This window comes from Alistipes provencensis (assembly GCF_900083545.1).
GTDB classification, from domain to species: domain Bacteria; phylum Bacteroidota; class Bacteroidia; order Bacteroidales; family Rikenellaceae; genus Alistipes; species Alistipes provencensis.
Window position 1 is genome coordinate 1,179,176 of record NZ_LT559262.1, and the last position, 17,035, is coordinate 1,196,210.

Genomic DNA, 17,035 nt, shown 5'->3' on the forward strand with positions numbered 1-17,035 from the left:
CCATGTCCAACATATCCATCATTATCCAGCGCGAGTTCAACGAGCGCGTACGCAAGAAATCCTTCATCATCACCACGCTGCTGATGCCGCTGCTGATGATCGCCCTGATGGCCGCCCCGGCGCTCATCATGCAGTTCTCGCGGGGCGACGAGAAAGTCATCGCCGTCATCGACGAGAGCGGCCTGATAGCCCCGAAGCTCGAAAGCGACGAGGAGGTCCGCTTCGAAGCCACGGAACTTCCGACCGAGGAGGCCCGCAGGGAGCTGACCGAAAAGTTCGGCGTGCTCTGGATCGGCGGCGACATTCTGGAAAATCCCAACAACGTCCGCCTCTACGCCAACTCCTCGTCGTCGCTCTCCCTCGAAAGCAACATCACGGGGCAGATCGAGCGCATCCTCGAGGCCGAGAAACTCAAGGCCTACAACATCGAAAACCTCTCGCAGATTCTCGAACAGGTCAAAACCAAGGTCAATATGCAGACCTTCCGCAACGACAAGTCGCAGGAGGAGGACACGCAGGCGCAGTCGTCGGCCGTGGCCACGGGCGTGGGCTATGTGCTGGGATTCATTCTCTACATGTTCCTGCTGATCTACGGCTCGATGGTCATGCAGTCGGTGATCGAGGAGAAGAACAACCGCGTACTGGAGGTGATGGTCTCGTCGGTCCGCCCGTTCGACCTGATGATGGGCAAAATCCTCGGCGTGGCCTCGGTGGCCATCGTGCAGGTGCTGATCTGGGGCGTGCTGATCGCCGGAGTCGGGGCCCTCGTGATGCCCCACCTGATGCCCGAAGACGTGATGGCGGGCGCCCAAGCCATGCAGCAGGGTATGCCCGACGCAGCTTCGATGACCGACATGAACCCCGAAATGCTGCAGGCCGTGGCCGCCATGACCGATCTGGGCTATATCGTCAAGATTTTCGCCAGTCTGCTGCTGTTCGTCTTCGGCGGCTACCTGCTCTACTCGGCGATGTTCGCCGCCGTGGGCTCGGCCGTGGACAACGTGCAGGACGCCTCGCAACTGCAAATGCCCATCACGCTGCCGATTATTCTGGCCCTGCTGATGATGTTCGTCGTCATCCGCGACCCCAATTCGCAGATGGCCTTCTGGTTCTCGATCATCCCGTTCACCTCGCCGATCGTCATGATGGCCCGCATCCCCTACGACATTCCGCTGTGGGAGATCGTCCTCTCGCTCGTGGTGCTCTACGGCTCGTTCGTGGGCATGGTGTGGGTCGCCTCGAAGATCTACCGCGTGGGTATCTTCATGTACGGCAAAAAACCGTCGCTCAAAGAGCTGTTCAAATGGATTCGGTACAAGTATTGAGTTTTTTCCGTTAGCGGAATAACAGATTTACTGAAAATTTTCATAAATTTGTCCCGGATTAGGCTTTACCGAAAATCATTTCAACAAAATACTTAAAAATCAAACAGCTATGATCTCGATCGACAACTACGATTTCAAAGGCAAACGCGCGATCATCCGCGTGGATTTCAACGTGCCCCTCAACGAGAAGGGCGAAGTGACCGACGACACGCGCATCCGCGCCGCCATGCCCACCGTCAAGAAGGTGCTCGCCGGCGGCGGTTCGGTGATCCTGATGTCGCACATGGGACGCCCCAAGAAGAACCCCGATCCCAAGTATTCGCTCGAGCAGATCGTTCCCGCCGTCGAGAAGAACCTCGGCGTGAAGGTCCTCTTCGCCGGCGACTGCATCGGTGAGAAGGCCGCCGAAATGGCCAAGAACCTCAAACCCGGACAGGTCATGCTGCTCGAAAACCTGCGTTTCTACGCCGAGGAGGAGGGCAAGCCCCGCGGTCTGGCCGAAGACGCCACCAAGGAGGAGAAGGACGCCGCCAAGAAAGCCCTGAAAGAGGGTCCGCAGAAGGAGTTCGTCAAGAAGCTCGCTTCGTATGCCGACTGCTACATCAACGACGCGTTCGGCACGGCCCACCGCAAGCACGCCTCGACCTATCTGATCGCCAAGCAGTTCCCCAACGACAAGATGTTCGGCTACCTGATGGAGAAAGAGGTGAAGGCCATCTCCTCGCTGATGGAGGCCCCGGCACATCCGTTCTGCGCCATCATCGGCGGTTCGAAAGTGTCGTCGAAGATCGGCGTCATCAAGGCCCTGATCGAGAAGGTCGATTCGATCGTCATCGGCGGCGGCATGACCTACACCTTCGCAGCCGCACAGGGCGGCAAGGTCGGCGACTCGATCTGCGAGCCCGACATGTTCCCCGTAGCGCTCGAGATCCTCGAGCTGGCCAAAAAGAAGGGCGTAGAGCTGGTGATGTCCCCCGACGCACTGATCGCCGACGCATTCTCGGCCGACGCCAACACCAAGGAGGCTCCGGCCAACGACATTCCCGACGGCTGGGAAGGTCTGGACATCGGCTCGGAAGGCAAGAAGGTCTTCCGCGACCACATCCTGAGCTGCAAGACCATCCTCTGGAACGGCCCCGTGGGCGTGTTCGAGATCGACAAGTTCGCAACCGGCTCGAAGGAGGTGGCGCTGGCCATCGCCGAAGCCACCAAGAAGGGCGCCTACTCGCTCATCGGCGGCGGCGACTCGGTAGCCTGCATCAACAAGTTCGGTCTGGCCGATCAGGTATCGTATATCTCGACGGGCGGCGGCGCGCTGCTCGAATACATCGAGTTCGGCGACCTGCCCGGCGTTGCGGCTATCCGCGAGTAAACCGGACGTCCCGAAACAATCATCCGAGCGGGGGCTTCCGGTTTACCCGGAGGTCCCCGTTCTGTTAAAAACCCGAACAATATGAAAAAAATTATTCTCTTCGCAGCAACAATGGCCTGTATGACAGCCTGCCAGAATACCCCGAAGACCCCGGCGATCGACATGGCCAACTTCGATCTTTCGATAGCCCCCAACGCCGACTTCTACGAGTACGCCACAGGCGGCTGGCAGAAGAACAACCCCCTGAAACCCGAATATTCGCGTTACGGATCGTTCGACATCCTGCGCGACAACAACGAGACGCGCATCAACGAGCTCTTCTCCGGCATGACCAAGCAGACGGCACAGCCGGGAAGCGTCGAGCAGAAGATCTCGGACCTCTACAAAATGGGCCTCGACTCGGTGCGCCTGAACGCCGAGGGCGCCGCCCCGATCAAGGCCGCCGTGGAGGAGATCCTCGCGCTCGGCGACCGTGCGCAACTGACCGCCGCCGTAGCCAAGCTCCACACCTCGATCGCCAACCCGTTCTTCGGCATAGGTGTGCAGTCCGACCTGATGAACAGCGACATCAACGCCCTCTACGCTTCGCAGCCGAGCCTGATGATGGGTGACCGCGACTACTACCTCGACGCCGAGAACGAGTCGATCCGCACCGCCTACAAGGAGTATCTGGGTAAGATTTTCCGGCTGGCAGGCGTTCCGGAGGCCGACATCGAGAAGGCCGTCGCCGGCGTGATGTCGATCGAGACGAAACTCGCCGAGAAGAACTGGTCGAGCGTCGAGCTGCGCAACATCCCCGCCATGTACAACCCCACGTCCAAGGCCGATTTCGAGAAGGCTTACGACGCCATCGACTGGGCCGAATACTACAAGACAATGGGCATCGGCGATTTCGAACAGATCATCGTGACGACCCCCTCGGCGCTGGCCAACGCCAACTCTCTGATGAAGACCGCTCCGCTGGACGACATCCGTTACTATCTGGCCGCACAGTACATCGACGCCGCGACCAGCTACCTGAGCGACGACTTCATCAACGCTTCGTTCGACTTCTACGGACGCGCCATGTCGGGCAAGCAGGAGCAGAAGCCCCGCTGGAAGCGCGCCATGTCGGTGCCCAACAGCACCCTCGGCGAAGCTGTCGGCGAGATGTATGTCGCCAAGTATTTCCCCGAGAAGGACAAGGTCCGCATGATGGAGATGGTCAAGAACCTGCAGACGGCGCTTTCGCAGCACATCGCCGGTCTCGACTGGATGTCCGACGCCACCAAGGCCAAGGCACAGGAGAAGCTCTCGGCATTCACCGTGAAGATCGGCTATCCCGACAAGTGGAAGGATTATTCGACGCTCGCGATCGACCCCTCGAAGAGCTACTGGGAGAACATCGTCGAGGCCAACAAGTGGTACACGGCCGACAACATCGCCGAGCTGGGCAAACCCGTGGATAAGGACGAGTGGCACATGACCCCGCAGACGGTCAACGCCTACTACAACCCCACGACCAACGAGATCTGTTTCCCGGCCGCCATTCTCCAGCCGCCGTTCTACAACCCCGATGCCGACGACGCCGTCAACTACGGAGCCATCGGCGTGGTGATCGGCCACGAGATGACCCACGGATTCGACGACCAAGGCCGCAACTTCGACAAGGACGGCAACATGAACAACTGGTGGACCGAAGAGGATGCCGCCGCGTTCAAGGCCAAAACGGAGATTCTGGTCAAGCAGTTCGACGCCATCGAGGTGCTTCCCGCCAAGGATGGCCAGCCCGCGGTATTCGCCAACGGCGCCCTCTGTCTGGGCGAGAACATCGCCGACCAAGGCGGTCTGCGCGTAGCCCGCACGGCTTACCGCAACTCGCTCGAAGGCAAGGAGGCTCCCGCCCCGATCGACGGTTTCACCCCCGAACAGCGTTTCTATCTGGGTTACGCCACGCTGTGGGCCCAGAACATCCGCGACGAGGAGATCGCCCGCCTCACGAAACTCGACGTACACTCGCTGGGCAAATGGCGCGTAAACGCCTCGCTGCGCAACCTGCAGGACTTCTACGACGCCTTTTCGATCACCGACGGCGCGATGTTCATGCCCGAAGAAGAGCGCGTCATCATCTGGTAACCCCCGCCTAAGAGGCGGGTTTTAGGGGCGAAGGGTACTCACCGGGATTCCGGTCCGGTTCTGCGCTACCGCCCGGCTAAGAGGCAGGTTTTAGAGGGCGATGCCGGGTCATCGGATTTCCGAGCCAATGTTTCGCACCCTGCCAAATTAAGAAAAGCGTCCGGAAATTCCCGGACGCTTTTCTGTTTTCAAAGTTAAAACCCAATCAATAAAACGTCCCCTTCGGAGCAAAGATCGCATAGCCGAAATTGAAGGTCAGGTACATGTTCTTCCAGTTCTGCACTTCGTATTTCGTCAGGGCGAGGCTCACGGGGCCGATCGGGGTGTGGTAGACAAACGACGCCTCGGCGACGTAGTGCCAGCGCCGGTCGGGCTCCCCGAGCGGGTTGAAGTCGCGCTTGTCCCGGTACATGGCGTAGAAACCCGTGCGGAAGAAGAAATTGGGCATCAAATCGAAGGTCGGCATCAGCCCGCCGGCCACGAAGCGCCGGGCCCGGTAGTCGGGCATGTAGACCATCCGCATGTGCGACACGGGGGCGTAGTCGGGCATCGACATCAGCGTGGCGGACTCGGTCAGGAACGACGGATGGTTCGTCAGGACGGCATCGACGTTGAAGCCGAACGAGAACCAGTTGCAGCCCGGCACGTCGAAAAACTTGTCCCAGGTGAAACGCCCTCCGAACCACTGGCGGCCTTCGCGCGAGATGAAACGCCCCGAATCGTAGGGCTGGTACTTGTCGCGTCCGGTGACGAAAATAGCCGAGAGCTGCAAGTCCGAACCCCGCCGGGGATAGAGGAACTTGTCGAGCGTATTGCGGGCGATCCCGGCCCGCAGGCCGAAGAACGAGAAGCGCGAATGGTCGGTGTCGTCGGCGAACAGCACGTCCGAATCGTAGCGGTAGTTGACGTGTCCGGCGTTGGCGCGCAGCGTGAAGACGCTGCGGTGGGTCAGCGGCAGGCCCGCGGCCGTGGAGAAGAAACTCTCGCTGTTCTTGACCTGCTCGGCATTGCGGACTTTGGTGACGTTGCCGAAATAGCCGTGGCGGAAGTTGCGGACCGCAAAGTTGTAGGAGTAGTCGAGGAAGATCGGTTTCCATGCGTAGAAATCCGTGCGGCCGCCGACCGCACCCCATGTATAGATCGGTCCCAGATAGAGGTCGGCTCCCAACTGCTGCGACACGCGGCCGATCCAGTGGTGGTTGATGCCGATGTAGGCTTGGTTGAAGGCCGTCGAGGAGATGTTTCCGCCAACGGTGATCTTGAAGTTGGGCCGCGTGCCGAACCGGGCTTCGAACGAATAGCCCTTCCGGACCGAATCGTAGCGCACGACGGGGAAACCCATCGTGAATTCGCCGCCGGCAAGCACCTCGAAGAGATTGTCTTTCAGCTCCTCGAATCCCATCGGCCGCTGGATGCCCGGCGTACGGCGGTCCACCTGCACGAAATCGCGGATATATTCCCGTTGGGCGCGTTTCAGCCCTTCGAGTTTGTAGTCGTTGAAAACCAGCGGCGGGCACCTCTTGCGGAACGCCTCGCGGCGCTCTGCATAGTATGCCGAGTCGCGCCGCTCCCCGACCTTTTCGAGCAGTTGCGGCATCGCCGCCATGGCGTCCTCGTAACCCGCATCCATGATCGCTTCGGCCTGATCGAAGTCGAGCATGTTGACATCCACGGCGCGGCGGATCGTGATGCTGCGATCTTCGGGCAGCGTATAGTCGGTTTCGTGCATCGCCAGCATGAAGGCCTGATCCATGATGTTGTTCCGCTCGCTGGGCGGGGTGTTACCCTCGGTGCAGATCGACCCGACGATCAGGTCGGGCCGGAAATCCCGGTCGAGGGGCTTCCAAGGGAAGTTATCGTAAATACCGCCGTCGAAGAGCAGCATCGAATCGACTTTCATCGGTCTGAAAACCAACGGGATGGACATCGACGAGCGGACCGCCTCGCTCAGATCGCCGCGGCGCATCACCACCGGCCCGCGGCTGTTCATGTCGCTGGCCACGCAGAGGAACGGGACCATCAGGCGGTCAAAATCGCCGTCCGCGGCGGCTGTCGCCGGGGCGAACAGCTCCGTGAGAGCCATGTCGATCTGCGTCGAGGAGATCAGGTTCCGGGGGGCCCGCAGCCGCTTCCCGGCGGGTCCTTCGACGTCGATGCGCATGCTCAGGAAGCCGGGATTATTGCCCAACTGCCGGTAATAGGCCATGTAGCGGTTGGGGTCGATGCGCCCCGAGACCCACTCGCGGACCACGCCGGAGCTGACGATCGCCCGCATCTCCGCCGGGGAGTATCCTGCGGCGTACATGGCCGCGATGATCGAGCCCATCGAGGTTCCGGCCACATAATCGATCGGCACGCCGTTCTGCTCGAGCGCCTCCAGAACGCCGATATGGTAAAGCCCCTTCGCGCCGCCGCCGCTCATCACGACCCCGACCTTCTGGGCCGAGGCGGGGAGCGCGGCCAGCAGGAGCGTCAGGACAAATGAGCCGATTTTACGCAACATATCTCAATTTTTTTATAACTTTGCACATTACTACGATATCTCTCAAAAGTAGGCAAAAAAGAAACACGAGCAAAATATGATCGACAAAATCAATGAACTCCTCCGACGAGTCGAGGAGTTTAAGCCCAAAGCCGCCGCCGAGATCGAGGAGTTCCGCATCAAAATCCTCGGCAAGAAAGGCGAGCTGACCGCCCTGATGGAGGAGTTCAAAACGGTAGCCCCCGAACTCAAACGCGATCTGGGACAGCAGTTGAACCGCCTCAAAAACGAGGCCACGGAGCGCATCAACACCCTGCGCGAGGAGTTGCAGAACGCCGTGGCGGACAATTCCGCCCGGACGGACGACCTGACGCGCCCCGGCTCGGCCGAACACCTCGGGTCGCGTCACCCGATCTCGCTGGTCAAGAACCAGATCGTCGAGGTCTTTTCGCGGCTGGGCTACACGGTGGCCGACGGCCCGGAGATCGAGGACGACTGGCACGTTTTCTCGGCCCTGAACTTCCCGCCCGAGCACCCGGCACGCGACATGCAGGACACGTTCTTCATCGAGAAGGACCCCGACATCCTGCTGCGCACGCACACTTCGTCGATTCAGGTCCGCACGATGGAGCACCAGAAGCCTCCCATCCGCGTCATCTGCCCCGGCCGCGTGTTCCGCAACGAAGCCATTTCGTACCGCGCACACTGCATCTTCCACCAGATCGAGGGCCTCTACATCGACGAGGGGGTCTCGTTCGCCGACATGAAGCAGTCGCTGCTCTACTTCGCCAAGGAGGTTTTCGGCGAGCAGACCGCGATCCGCATGCGGCCGTCGTATTTCCCCTTCACGGAGCCTTCGGCCGAGGTCGACGTCTCGTGCAACCTCTGCGGCGGCAAGGGGTGTCCGGTCTGCAAGGGCACCGGATGGCTGGAGATCATGGGCTGCGGCATGGTGGACCCGAACGTTCTGAAAGCCAACGATATCGACCCCGAAAAATACGCGGGATTCGCCTTCGGCATGGGTATTGAGCGCATTGCCATGCTCAAATACGGCGTGAAAGACCTGCGTCTCTACTTCGAGAACGACGTGCGGTTCCTCCACCAGTTCGACGAAGCGCTCTAAATACCCCTGCCCATGAAACGCCTGACAGCGATAACGCTTTTCTGCCTGCTCTTCTTTTCGGCATTCGTCGCCGGGAAGGGCTCTCCGGAAGCGCCCGGATACCCTGATTCGCTGCGCAGCGTGTGGCTCTACACCGAGGGAATCAAGCAAAACGTCATTTCGGGCGATACGGCCCGGGCCCGGAAGCTGTTCCGCGAAGCGATCCTGAACGATTCGACCTACGCCCCGGCCTACTACGAACTGGCCGGCAGCATCCTCGAATCGTCGCCCGATGAGGCCGTGGAGCTGGCCCGCCGCGCTTTCCGGCTCGACACCGCGAACAAGTGGTACCACCAGTTCTACGGGCAGGCGTTGATTATGTCCAACCGCCTCGACGAAGCGCTGAAAGTCTACCGCCGCCTGCTGGAGAACGACCCCAAGGACCCGGACAACTACCGCATCGTGGCGGCCCTTTACGAGCAGAAACGATCGCCTTTCATGGCCCTCGCGACGCTCGATTCGGCGGAGCTGCGCTTCGGCCGCATACCGCTGCTGAGCGCCATGAAACGGCGTATGCTGGTGGCTACGAACCAGATCGGCAAAGCCGTCGACGAAGCCCGTGCGATGGTCGAAGCCGCCCCCTACGAGGTGCAGCACCACATCGTGCTGGCCGACCTCTACGGCGTCGACGGCAAGGATTCGCTGGCCCTCGCCGAGTACAGCCGGGCGTTGCAGATCGACTCCACGAACGTTCAGGCGCTGATGGCGCTGGCCGATTTCCACACCGCACGGCAGGATTACCGGTCGCTGCTGGCCGTCACCCGGAAGCTCTTTCTCTCGGACGTCGTGCCGCTCGAGACGAAGATCAAACGCTTCGAACAGTTCACCTCCGACACACGCTTCTACCGCGAATATTATTTCCAACTCAACGACTTGGCTTCGACCCTCGCCATCCGCTATCCCGGGGATAAGCGCGTCGTGGAGCTCTACGCCGGCCATCTGATCGCCTCGGGCGAACTGGAGCAGGCCCTCGCGCTCTACAAGAACCGCCTCGGAGACCAACCGCCGGTGGAGGATTTCTACCGGTCGGTGATCGACATCGAAACCTACCTCCAGCACCCCGACTCGGTGGAGAAATACGTCATCCGGGCTCTGGAGCTCTTCCCCGACAAGATCGACTTCCACATCTCGAAAGGGCATGTGATGAACAGTTCGAAACAGTACGGACTGGCGGTCAAAGCCTACAAGGAGTCGCTCCGCTATGCCGACACCGATTCGCTGCGGGGCGTGATCTGGGGCATGATCGGCGACACATGGCACCAGCAGGCCGCCGCGGGACTCCCCGAGTGGGACGAGAGCCGTGCGGCCAAAGAGGGCCGTTCGGGTCCCTACCGCAAAGCCATGAAGGAGTGTTACAAGGCCTACGAGCGCAGCTTGGCATACCGTCCCGACAACCCGATGGTGCTCAACAACTACGCCTATTTCCTCTCGCTGGAGGAGCGGGACCTCGAACGGGCGCTCTCGATGTCGAGCCGCGTGGTGGCGCTCACCGACAACAACCCGACCTATCTGGATACCCATGCGTGGGTACTCTTCAAGCTGGGACACACGGACGAAGCCAAAAAGGTCCTGCAAAAGGCCGTGGCGCTCGACGGACAGAAAAGCCCCGAACTGATGGTTCACTACGGCGATATCCTCCACGAGCTGGGCGAGCAGTTCATGGCCGAAGTTTACTGGAAACGCGCCCTTGAAAAGGGATACGACGCCCGGCAGATCGAACTGCGGCTGAAACAACCCGCCAAGAACGTCAAAACCGCCGAATAATCCGCCCATGAGACCCCTCCGCATACTGATCCCCGCGTTCCTGCTCTTCTCCCTCGCCGCCGTGGCCCAGCAGACCATGGACAACCGCATCGAGGCGCAGAAGAAGGTCATCGCGGCCCTCGAAAAACGGATCGCCACCGAGGAGCGGGAGATTTCGAAGCTCCAGAAGGGCCGTTCGGACTCCGAGGAACGGGTCCGCCGTCTGGCGCGCCAGATCGACTCCCGGAACCAACTGCTCGACGAAACCGAGAAGCAGGCCCGCCTGCTGCGCGAGGAGATCGCCCGCACGGACAGCGTGGCCGGAAACCTCTCGGCAACGCTCAGCCGCGACCGGGCGCAGTACGGCGAAATGGTGCGCGAAGCCTACCGCAACTACAAGCACAACAACTACCTGACGTTCCTCTTCTCGTCGCGCGACTTCACGGACGTGGCCCGCAAGATCACCGCCCTGCGCGAAGTTGCCTCACTGCGCGAACGCAAGCTGCGCGACATCGAGGAGCTGACCGTTCAGGTCGGCCGCGAAAAGGAGGAGCTCGACCGACGCAAGCAGTCGCTCGACTCGGTGACGCGGAACCTCTCGGCCCAGCGCGAAAAGCTCCAGCGCGACGCCCGCAACGCCAAAGCCAGCATCCGCTCCCTGTCACAGAAGGAGAAGCAGGCCCTCCAGCGCAAAATTTCGCAGGAGCAGCAGCTCGACGTGGCGATCGGCGAACTGCGCAAACTCACGAAGGGCAACACCGAGGGCGCTTCGTTCTCGACGAAAACCTCGGGATTGCGGCTCCCCGTCACAGCCGGGCGTGTGAAACGCTACAAGGAGAACATGGCCGAGATAGCGGGGCCGAAGGGCGCCCATGTGATTTCGATCTACGACGGCAAGGTCGTCGACATCAAACGCAACCGCATCACCAACAAATACGACGTTTATGTGGCCCACGGCGAGTATATAACCTCCTATGCCAACATGGGGACGATCTGCGTCGAAAAGGGCCAGAAAGTGGCAAGAAACGCACAGTTGGGAACCATCGGCTCGTCGGTCGATGTGATGACCATGGAAACCGAATACAAACTCGTCTTCGGCATCTACCCGCCCAATCCCGGGCAGAAGATGCGGGCCGAGGACTGTTTCAAATAAAACCGCCGGTCCCTGCGGTTCGTCCCGGCGACCGGCACGGCATCCGCCCCGGCTCCGAAACCCCGGGACGGACGCGACTTAACAATAACGAAAAAATGGCTGTCAGATACTATACCGACGACTGTTCCTACCGCCTGCCGCAGAAACGCCTCACGGCCCGGTGGCTCCACGATGTGGCCGAGGCCGAAGGTTACACGCTGGGCGACGTCACCTACATCTTCTGCTCGGCGCAGCGCCTGCTGGAGATGAACCGCCAATACCTCGGGCACGACTATTTCACCGATGTCATCACGTTCGACTACAGCGACCGCAAAGACACGCGGATCGTTTCGGGCGACATCTTCATCGACATCGAGACCGTGGCCGACAATGCCCGCCAATACGGTTTCACAGCCTTGCAGGAGATGCGCAGGGTAGTGGTCCACGGGGTGCTGCACCTCTGCGGTCAGGGCGACAAGACGCCCCGCACCAATGCACAGATGCACCGCAAAGAGGATAAATACCTGAAATTCTGGGAGAAAAAACTATGACGCTCGATTACGACATTATCGTTATCGGCGGCGGACACGCCGGATGCGAGGCCGCCTCGGCCGCCGCACGATTGGGTTCGCGCACGCTGCTGCTCACGATGGACATGGACAAAATGGCAGCCATGTCGTGCAACCCGGCAGTCGGAGGAGTGGCTAAAGGACAGATTGTCAGAGAGATAGATGCATTAGGCGGCCAAATGGGTCGCATCACCGACCTCACGACCATCCAGTTCCGGATGCTCAACCGGTCGAAGGGCGCCGCGATGTGGAGCCCCCGGGCACAATGCGACAAGACCCGCTTCTCGGAGGAGTGGCGTCACACGCTCGAAAACACTTGGAACCTCTATATCTGGCAGGATGCGGCGACCGAACTGCTGTTCGACGACAATGCCGCACAACCGACCCCCCCGGGCGCAGACTCGGATCCGAAGCAGGATAACCTCCGGTCCCCCCGTATTACGGGAGTGCGAACCCGCATGGGAGTCCAATTCACCTGCCGCGCCGTCGTGCTCACCTCGGGAACTTTCCTCGGAGGACTGATGCACTGCGGCGCCTCGCATGCCGAAGGGGGCAGGCCAGGGGACGCCGCTTCGCACGGCATCACCGAATGCCTCCGGAAAATTGGCTTCGAAACTGGACGCATGAAGACCGGAACCCCGGCGCGTCTCGACGCCCGGACCATCGACTTCGAACGGCTCGAACCCCAATACGGAGACGAAAACCCAGCCAAATTCTCATTTTCCCCGGATACACAGCCGGTCAAAGATCAACTTCCTTGCTTTCTGGTCTACACCTCCTCCGAAGTTCACGACATCCTGCGCAGCGGATTCGACCAGTCGCCGCTGTTCAACGGAACCATCTGCGGCATCGGCCCGCGCTACTGTCCCTCGATCGAGGACAAGCTCCGGACCTTTGCCGACAAGGAGCAGCACCAGCTCTTTCTGGAGCCCGAAGGACGCACGACCAACGAGTATTATCTCAACGGTTTTTCATCGTCGCTGCCTTGGGATGTGCAATGGAAAGCATTGCACAAGATCAAAGGGTTCGAAGATTTGCACATCTACCGTCCCGGATATGCCATCGAATACGACTTTTTTCCGCCCACGCAACTGCACCATTCCCTCGAAACCAAACTGGTTTCAGGACTCTACTTTGCCGGGCAGGTCAACGGAACGACCGGTTACGAAGAGGCCGCAGCACAAGGTCTGATGGCCGGAATCAATGCGCACCGGGCATTGGTAGGGGAGGAGCCGATCGTGTTGAAACGCGACGAAGCCTATATCGGCGTCCTGATCGATGATCTCGTGACCAAGGGAGTCGACGAACCTTACCGGATGTTCACCTCGCGGGCCGAGTATCGCATCCTGCTCCGACAGGACAATGCCGATATCCGGCTGACTCCGTTAGGATATAAAATCGGACTGATTCCGCAGAAAAGATACGAACATTTCGCCAAAAAAAATACGCTCGTAGAATCGCTTGTAGAATTCGCGCGCCGACAGAGCATCAAAGCAGCCGAAATTAACGACTATTTAAAATCGGTAAATTCAGAGCCTTTGACACAGGGCAGGAAGCTCTATGATATCCTGATGCGCAACAATGTTACGTTCGAATCGTTGCAAACAGCACTTCCCAAGCTAAAGAAATTCATCGCCGAAAACGAGATAGATGCAGAGGTAATCGAGGAGGCCGAAATCCAAATTAAATACAAAGGTTACATAGAACGCGAAAAATTCATCGCCGAGAAACTCCATCGCCTTGAAAATATCCTCATCCCGGACGATTTCGACTTTCATTCGATGAATTCCCTGACCATTGAAGCTCGTCAGAAGCTCTCGCGAATTCGACCCACAACGATAGGGCAGGCATCGCGTATTCCCGGAGTATCTCCGGCTGACGTTAATGTCCTGCTAATAAAGTTCGGACGATAAAAGGTTCCACGTGGAACAATAACAAGTAAACAAATCAAGTGTTCCACATGGAACAAAATAACAAAGGTCGCCTTATAGGCGACCTTTGTTATTTATTACAGATACTAATTACAGAACAATCGTACACCAGTCATACTTATCCTCAGCACGACCGTATTGAATATCTTGCAAACGAGTATAAAGTTCCATACAAACTTTGCCTACCTCTTCGCCATATTTATACTCCGCCTTAGTCTGCATATCATACACATAACCAATAGGGGAGATAACAGCCGCCGTTCCGCAGGCGCCACACTCCTCGAAAGTAGCCAGTTCCTCGACCGGAATATGCCGTTCCTCAACAGTCAGCCCCATATCACGGGCGAGCTGACGAAGACTCATATTAGTGATGGAAGGCAGCACAGAAGGAGATTTCGGTGTAATATACTTACCATCCTTAATACCGAAGAAATTGGCAGCACCACACTCCTCTATATACTTATGTTCGGCAGCATCGAGGTACATGATATTGGAATAACCCAATTCATGCCCTTTTTCACCCGAAAGCAGACTGGCCGCATAATTACCGCCGACCTTCACATCGCCTGTTCCACGTGGAGCAGCACGGTCCTGTTCACGGTCGACAGCGACCCGGATCGGCTTGATTCCTCCCTTGAAATAGGCACCAACCGGTGAGCAGTAAACAATCAGCAGAGCTTCCTTGGCAGGCTTCACACCCAGTCCGACCGTCGTTCCGAACATCACGGGACGCAGGTAGAGTGAAGCACCGGTTCCGTAAGGCGGTACGAAACGCTCGTTGCGCCGGACGACTTCGACACAGGCATCGACGATCATTTCGATCGACGGCACCGGCAGGCAAAGACGCTCGGCCGAGGACTGGAGACGCCGCGCATTGTCGGCGACACGGAACAGGCGAATCTTTCCGTCAATGCCGCGGAAGGCTTTCAAACCTTCGAAGAGTTCGATGCCATAGTGCAGGCACGAAGCCGACATGTGCATCTTGATATACTCGTCCTGTGTAACCTCCATCGGGCTCCACTTACCATCGGTGTAGGAGTAGCGGACATTCCAATCGGTCTTGCGATAGTCAAACCCCAAGGCGCTCCAATCTGTTGTTTCCATATCAATAATTGTTAAAGAATTCCAAAAATCATTCGTTTCATTTTGCGCTTATCCGACGACAGCCCCATTGTCGGTCGGTTCTCCGGGCTGCAGCAAACGCAATTTTCCCGAGGCATCTTCCGCCATCAGGATCATACCATTGGAAAGAATACCCTTCAATTCGCGCGGAGCGAGGTTCACCAATACGAGCACCTGCTTGCCGACAAGCTCTTCGGGAGTAAAATATTCGGCGATTCCCGACACGATAACCCGCTTATCGATACCCGTATCGACCGTCAATTTCAGCAATTTTTTGGTTTTTGCGACTTTTTCAACCTCCAAAATCGTCGAAACGCGAATATCCATTTTCTGAAAATCGTCGAACTGAATCATATCCTTTTGAGGCTCAACAGATTGACTCAATTCAGCCGCCTCATTGGCTGCTTTCGTCGCCGCGAGTTTATCCAACTGCCGCTGAATCACGTCATCCTCGATTTTCTCGAACAGCAGGGCTGGTTCCCCGATGGTGTGACCGGCCGGAATCAAGTCCATGGCTCCCAGCCGTTCCCAACTGAATTTCTCAACCGCGAGCATTCCGAGAATCTTCCCCGCCGAAAAAGGCATGAAAGGTTCGATGGCAACGGCTGTATTCGCCGTGATTTGCAGGGCGATATTGAGGATCGTCTCCACCCGCTTGGGATCGGTCTTGATTACCTTCCAAGGTTCGGTGTCGGCAAGGTATTTATTGCCGATGCGCGAGATATTCATGGCATCTTTCAGCGCCTCGCGGAACCGGTAATTCTCGATATTCGCCTCGAGCGAAGCCTTCACGGCGGCCACCTCGGCAATGGTCTGACGGTCGTAATCATTCAGTTCGCCGCAGGCCGGAACCTTGCCGTCATAATATTTCTGCGTCAGCACCAGCGCCCGGTTGACGAAATTGCCCAGCACAGCCACCAGCTCGTTGTTATTACGGGCCTGAAAATCCTTCCATGTAAAGTCGTTGTCCTTGGTTTCGGGGGCGTTGGCGCACAGCACATAACGCAGTACATCCTCCTTGCCGGGGAACTCCTCGAGGTACTCATGGAGCCACACGGCCCAGTTGCGCGAGGTCGAAATCTTGTCGCCCTCGAGGTTCAGGAACTCATTGGCCGGAACGTTCTCGGGCAGGATGTAATCGCCGTGCGCCTTGAGCATCGCGGGGAACACGATGCAGTGGAACACGATGTTGTCCTTGCCGATAAAGTGCACCATCTTGGTGTCCTCCGACTTCCAGTAACGCTCCCAATCGGGCGTAAGGTCCTTTGTAGCAGATATATAACCGATCGGGGCATCGAACCATACATAGAGCACCTTTCCCTCGGCACCCTCTACGGGAACCGGAATGCCCCAGTCGAGGTCACGGCTCACGGCACGCGGCTGGAGACCTCCGTCGAGCCAGCTCTTGCACTGCCCGTAAACGTTCGTTTTCCACTCCTTGTGTCCGTCCAGAATCCATTCGCGGAGGAATCCCTCATATTGATCCAGCGGGAGGTACCAATGCTTCGTTTCGCGTTTCACGGGCACCGAACCCGACACGGCGCTGTGGGGATCGATCAATTCGTCGGGCGAGAGGGTAGAACCGCACTTCTCGCACTGGTCGCCATAGGCGCGGTCGTTGCCGCACTTGGGACAGGTGCCGACGATGTAACGGTCGGCCAGAAAAGTCTGCGCCTCCTCGTCGTAATACTGCATCGAGGTCTTTTCGATGAACTTACCCTCGTCATAGAGCTTCCGGAAAAAAGCCGAAGCGGTCTCCGCATGGGTTTTCGACGAGGTGCGCGAATAGATGTCGAACGACATGCCCAGCCCCTCGAACGACTTCTTGATCAGCGCGTGGTAACGGTCCACGATCTGCTGGGGCGTCACGCCCTCCTTGCGGGCCTTGATGGTGATGGGCACGCCGTGCTCGTCCGATCCGCAGACCGAGATCACGTCGCAGCCCCTGAGCCGCAGGTAACGGGTATAGATGTCCGAAGGTATGTAAACTCCCGCCAAGTGGCCGATATGTACCGGACCGTTGGCATAGGGGAGTGCCGATGTCACGAGGTAGCGTTTGAACTCTTTTGCCATAAAACAGAT

The 17,035-nt window shown here is 58.5% G+C and carries 11 protein-coding genes; 8 read left to right on the plus strand and 3 right to left on the minus strand.

Features of this window, described 5'->3' with window-relative positions:
* Positions 1-2 precede the first annotated feature (2 nt).
* The 3 genes from BN5935_RS04720 to BN5935_RS04730 all read left to right on the plus strand — a co-directional run bounded on the left by BN5935_RS04720 (position 3) and on the right by BN5935_RS04730 (position 4,812).
* The gene (locus tag BN5935_RS04720; protein WP_064975096.1) at positions 3-1,325 is read left to right on the plus strand and encodes an ABC transporter permease; all 1,323 of its coding nucleotides are present in this window, start codon (positions 3-5) and stop codon (positions 1,323-1,325) included.
* Between the two features lie 109 nt (positions 1,326-1,434).
* Entirely contained in the window at positions 1,435-2,697 is a 1,263-nt protein-coding gene (locus tag BN5935_RS04725) for a phosphoglycerate kinase (protein ID WP_064975097.1), read from the plus strand.
* An 81-nt stretch (positions 2,698-2,778) separates the two neighbouring features.
* On the plus strand, positions 2,779-4,812 hold the full coding sequence (locus BN5935_RS04730; protein WP_204244888.1) for a M13 family metallopeptidase: 2,034 nt from the start codon (positions 2,779-2,781) through the stop codon (positions 4,810-4,812).
* A gap of 205 nt (positions 4,813-5,017) precedes the next feature.
* Here BN5935_RS04730 and BN5935_RS04735 read toward each other — a convergent pair whose 3' ends face one another.
* Complete coding sequence (locus tag BN5935_RS04735) at positions 5,018-7,315, minus strand: patatin-like phospholipase family protein (RefSeq protein WP_064975099.1); 2,298 nt, start codon at positions 7,313-7,315, stop codon at positions 5,018-5,020.
* A gap of 76 nt (positions 7,316-7,391) precedes the next feature.
* Here BN5935_RS04735 and pheS point away from each other — a divergent pair, with 76 nt between their 5' ends.
* The 5 genes from pheS to mnmG all read left to right on the plus strand — a co-directional run bounded on the left by pheS (position 7,392) and on the right by mnmG (position 13,813).
* A complete protein-coding gene (gene pheS / locus BN5935_RS04740) occupies positions 7,392-8,417 on the plus strand; it encodes a phenylalanine--tRNA ligase subunit alpha (RefSeq protein WP_064975100.1) in 1,026 nt (341 codons plus the stop codon).
* Positions 8,418-8,429: 12 nt separating this feature from the next.
* A complete protein-coding gene (locus BN5935_RS04745) occupies positions 8,430-10,220 on the plus strand; it encodes a tetratricopeptide repeat protein (protein ID WP_064975101.1) in 1,791 nt (596 codons plus the stop codon).
* A gap of 7 nt (positions 10,221-10,227) precedes the next feature.
* Positions 10,228-11,352: a murein hydrolase activator EnvC family protein gene (locus tag BN5935_RS04750; RefSeq protein ID WP_064975102.1), complete on the plus strand. Its 1,125-nt coding sequence runs from the start codon at positions 10,228-10,230 to the stop codon at positions 11,350-11,352.
* 95 nt (positions 11,353-11,447) lie between these two features.
* Positions 11,448-11,882 carry an rRNA maturation RNase YbeY gene (gene ybeY, locus BN5935_RS04755; protein WP_064975103.1) on the plus strand — a complete coding sequence of 145 codons (435 nt, stop codon included), beginning with the start codon at positions 11,448-11,450 and terminating at the stop codon, positions 11,880-11,882.
* Positions 11,879-13,813: a tRNA uridine-5-carboxymethylaminomethyl(34) synthesis enzyme MnmG gene (gene mnmG / locus BN5935_RS04760; RefSeq protein WP_064975104.1), complete on the plus strand. Its 1,935-nt coding sequence runs from the start codon at positions 11,879-11,881 to the stop codon at positions 13,811-13,813. The genes ybeY and mnmG overlap by 4 nt, the downstream gene beginning before the upstream one ends.
* 108 nt (positions 13,814-13,921) lie before the next feature.
* Here the strand turns inward: mnmG and BN5935_RS04765 are convergent, their stop codons facing one another.
* Positions 13,922-14,935 carry a branched-chain amino acid aminotransferase gene (locus BN5935_RS04765; RefSeq protein WP_064975105.1) on the minus strand — a complete coding sequence of 338 codons (1,014 nt, stop codon included), beginning with the start codon at positions 14,933-14,935 and terminating at the stop codon, positions 13,922-13,924.
* A 48-nt stretch (positions 14,936-14,983) separates the two neighbouring features.
* Positions 14,984-17,026, minus strand: coding sequence for a methionine--tRNA ligase (gene metG, locus BN5935_RS04770; RefSeq protein ID WP_064975106.1), 2,043 nt, complete (start codon positions 17,024-17,026; stop codon positions 14,984-14,986).
* Between the last annotated feature and the right edge of the window lie 9 nt (positions 17,027-17,035).

What these genes read in the sequence shown, in the direction of transcription:
- BN5935_RS04765 (WP_064975105.1), bottom strand. Translation starts at nt 14,935, where the DNA reads ATGGAAACAACAGATTGGAGCGCCTTGGGGTTTGACTATCGCAAGACC.
- BN5935_RS04725 (WP_064975097.1), top strand. Translation starts at nt 1,435, where the DNA reads ATGATCTCGATCGACAACTACGATTTCAAAGGCAAACGCGCGATCATC.
- BN5935_RS04730 (WP_204244888.1), top strand. Translation starts at nt 2,779, where the DNA reads ATGAAAAAAATTATTCTCTTCGCAGCAACAATGGCCTGTATGACAGCC.
- BN5935_RS04750 (WP_064975102.1), top strand. Translation starts at nt 10,228, where the DNA reads ATGAGACCCCTCCGCATACTGATCCCCGCGTTCCTGCTCTTCTCCCTC.
- BN5935_RS04720 (WP_064975096.1), top strand. Translation starts at nt 3, where the DNA reads ATGTCCAACATATCCATCATTATCCAGCGCGAGTTCAACGAGCGCGTA.
- mnmG (WP_064975104.1), top strand. Translation starts at nt 11,879, where the DNA reads ATGACGCTCGATTACGACATTATCGTTATCGGCGGCGGACACGCCGGA.
- BN5935_RS04745 (WP_064975101.1), top strand. Translation starts at nt 8,430, where the DNA reads ATGAAACGCCTGACAGCGATAACGCTTTTCTGCCTGCTCTTCTTTTCG.
- BN5935_RS04735 (WP_064975099.1), bottom strand. Translation starts at nt 7,315, where the DNA reads ATGTTGCGTAAAATCGGCTCATTTGTCCTGACGCTCCTGCTGGCCGCG.
- pheS (WP_064975100.1), top strand. Translation starts at nt 7,392, where the DNA reads ATGATCGACAAAATCAATGAACTCCTCCGACGAGTCGAGGAGTTTAAG.
- metG (WP_064975106.1), bottom strand. Translation starts at nt 17,026, where the DNA reads ATGGCAAAAGAGTTCAAACGCTACCTCGTGACATCGGCACTCCCCTAT.
- ybeY (WP_064975103.1), top strand. Translation starts at nt 11,448, where the DNA reads ATGGCTGTCAGATACTATACCGACGACTGTTCCTACCGCCTGCCGCAG.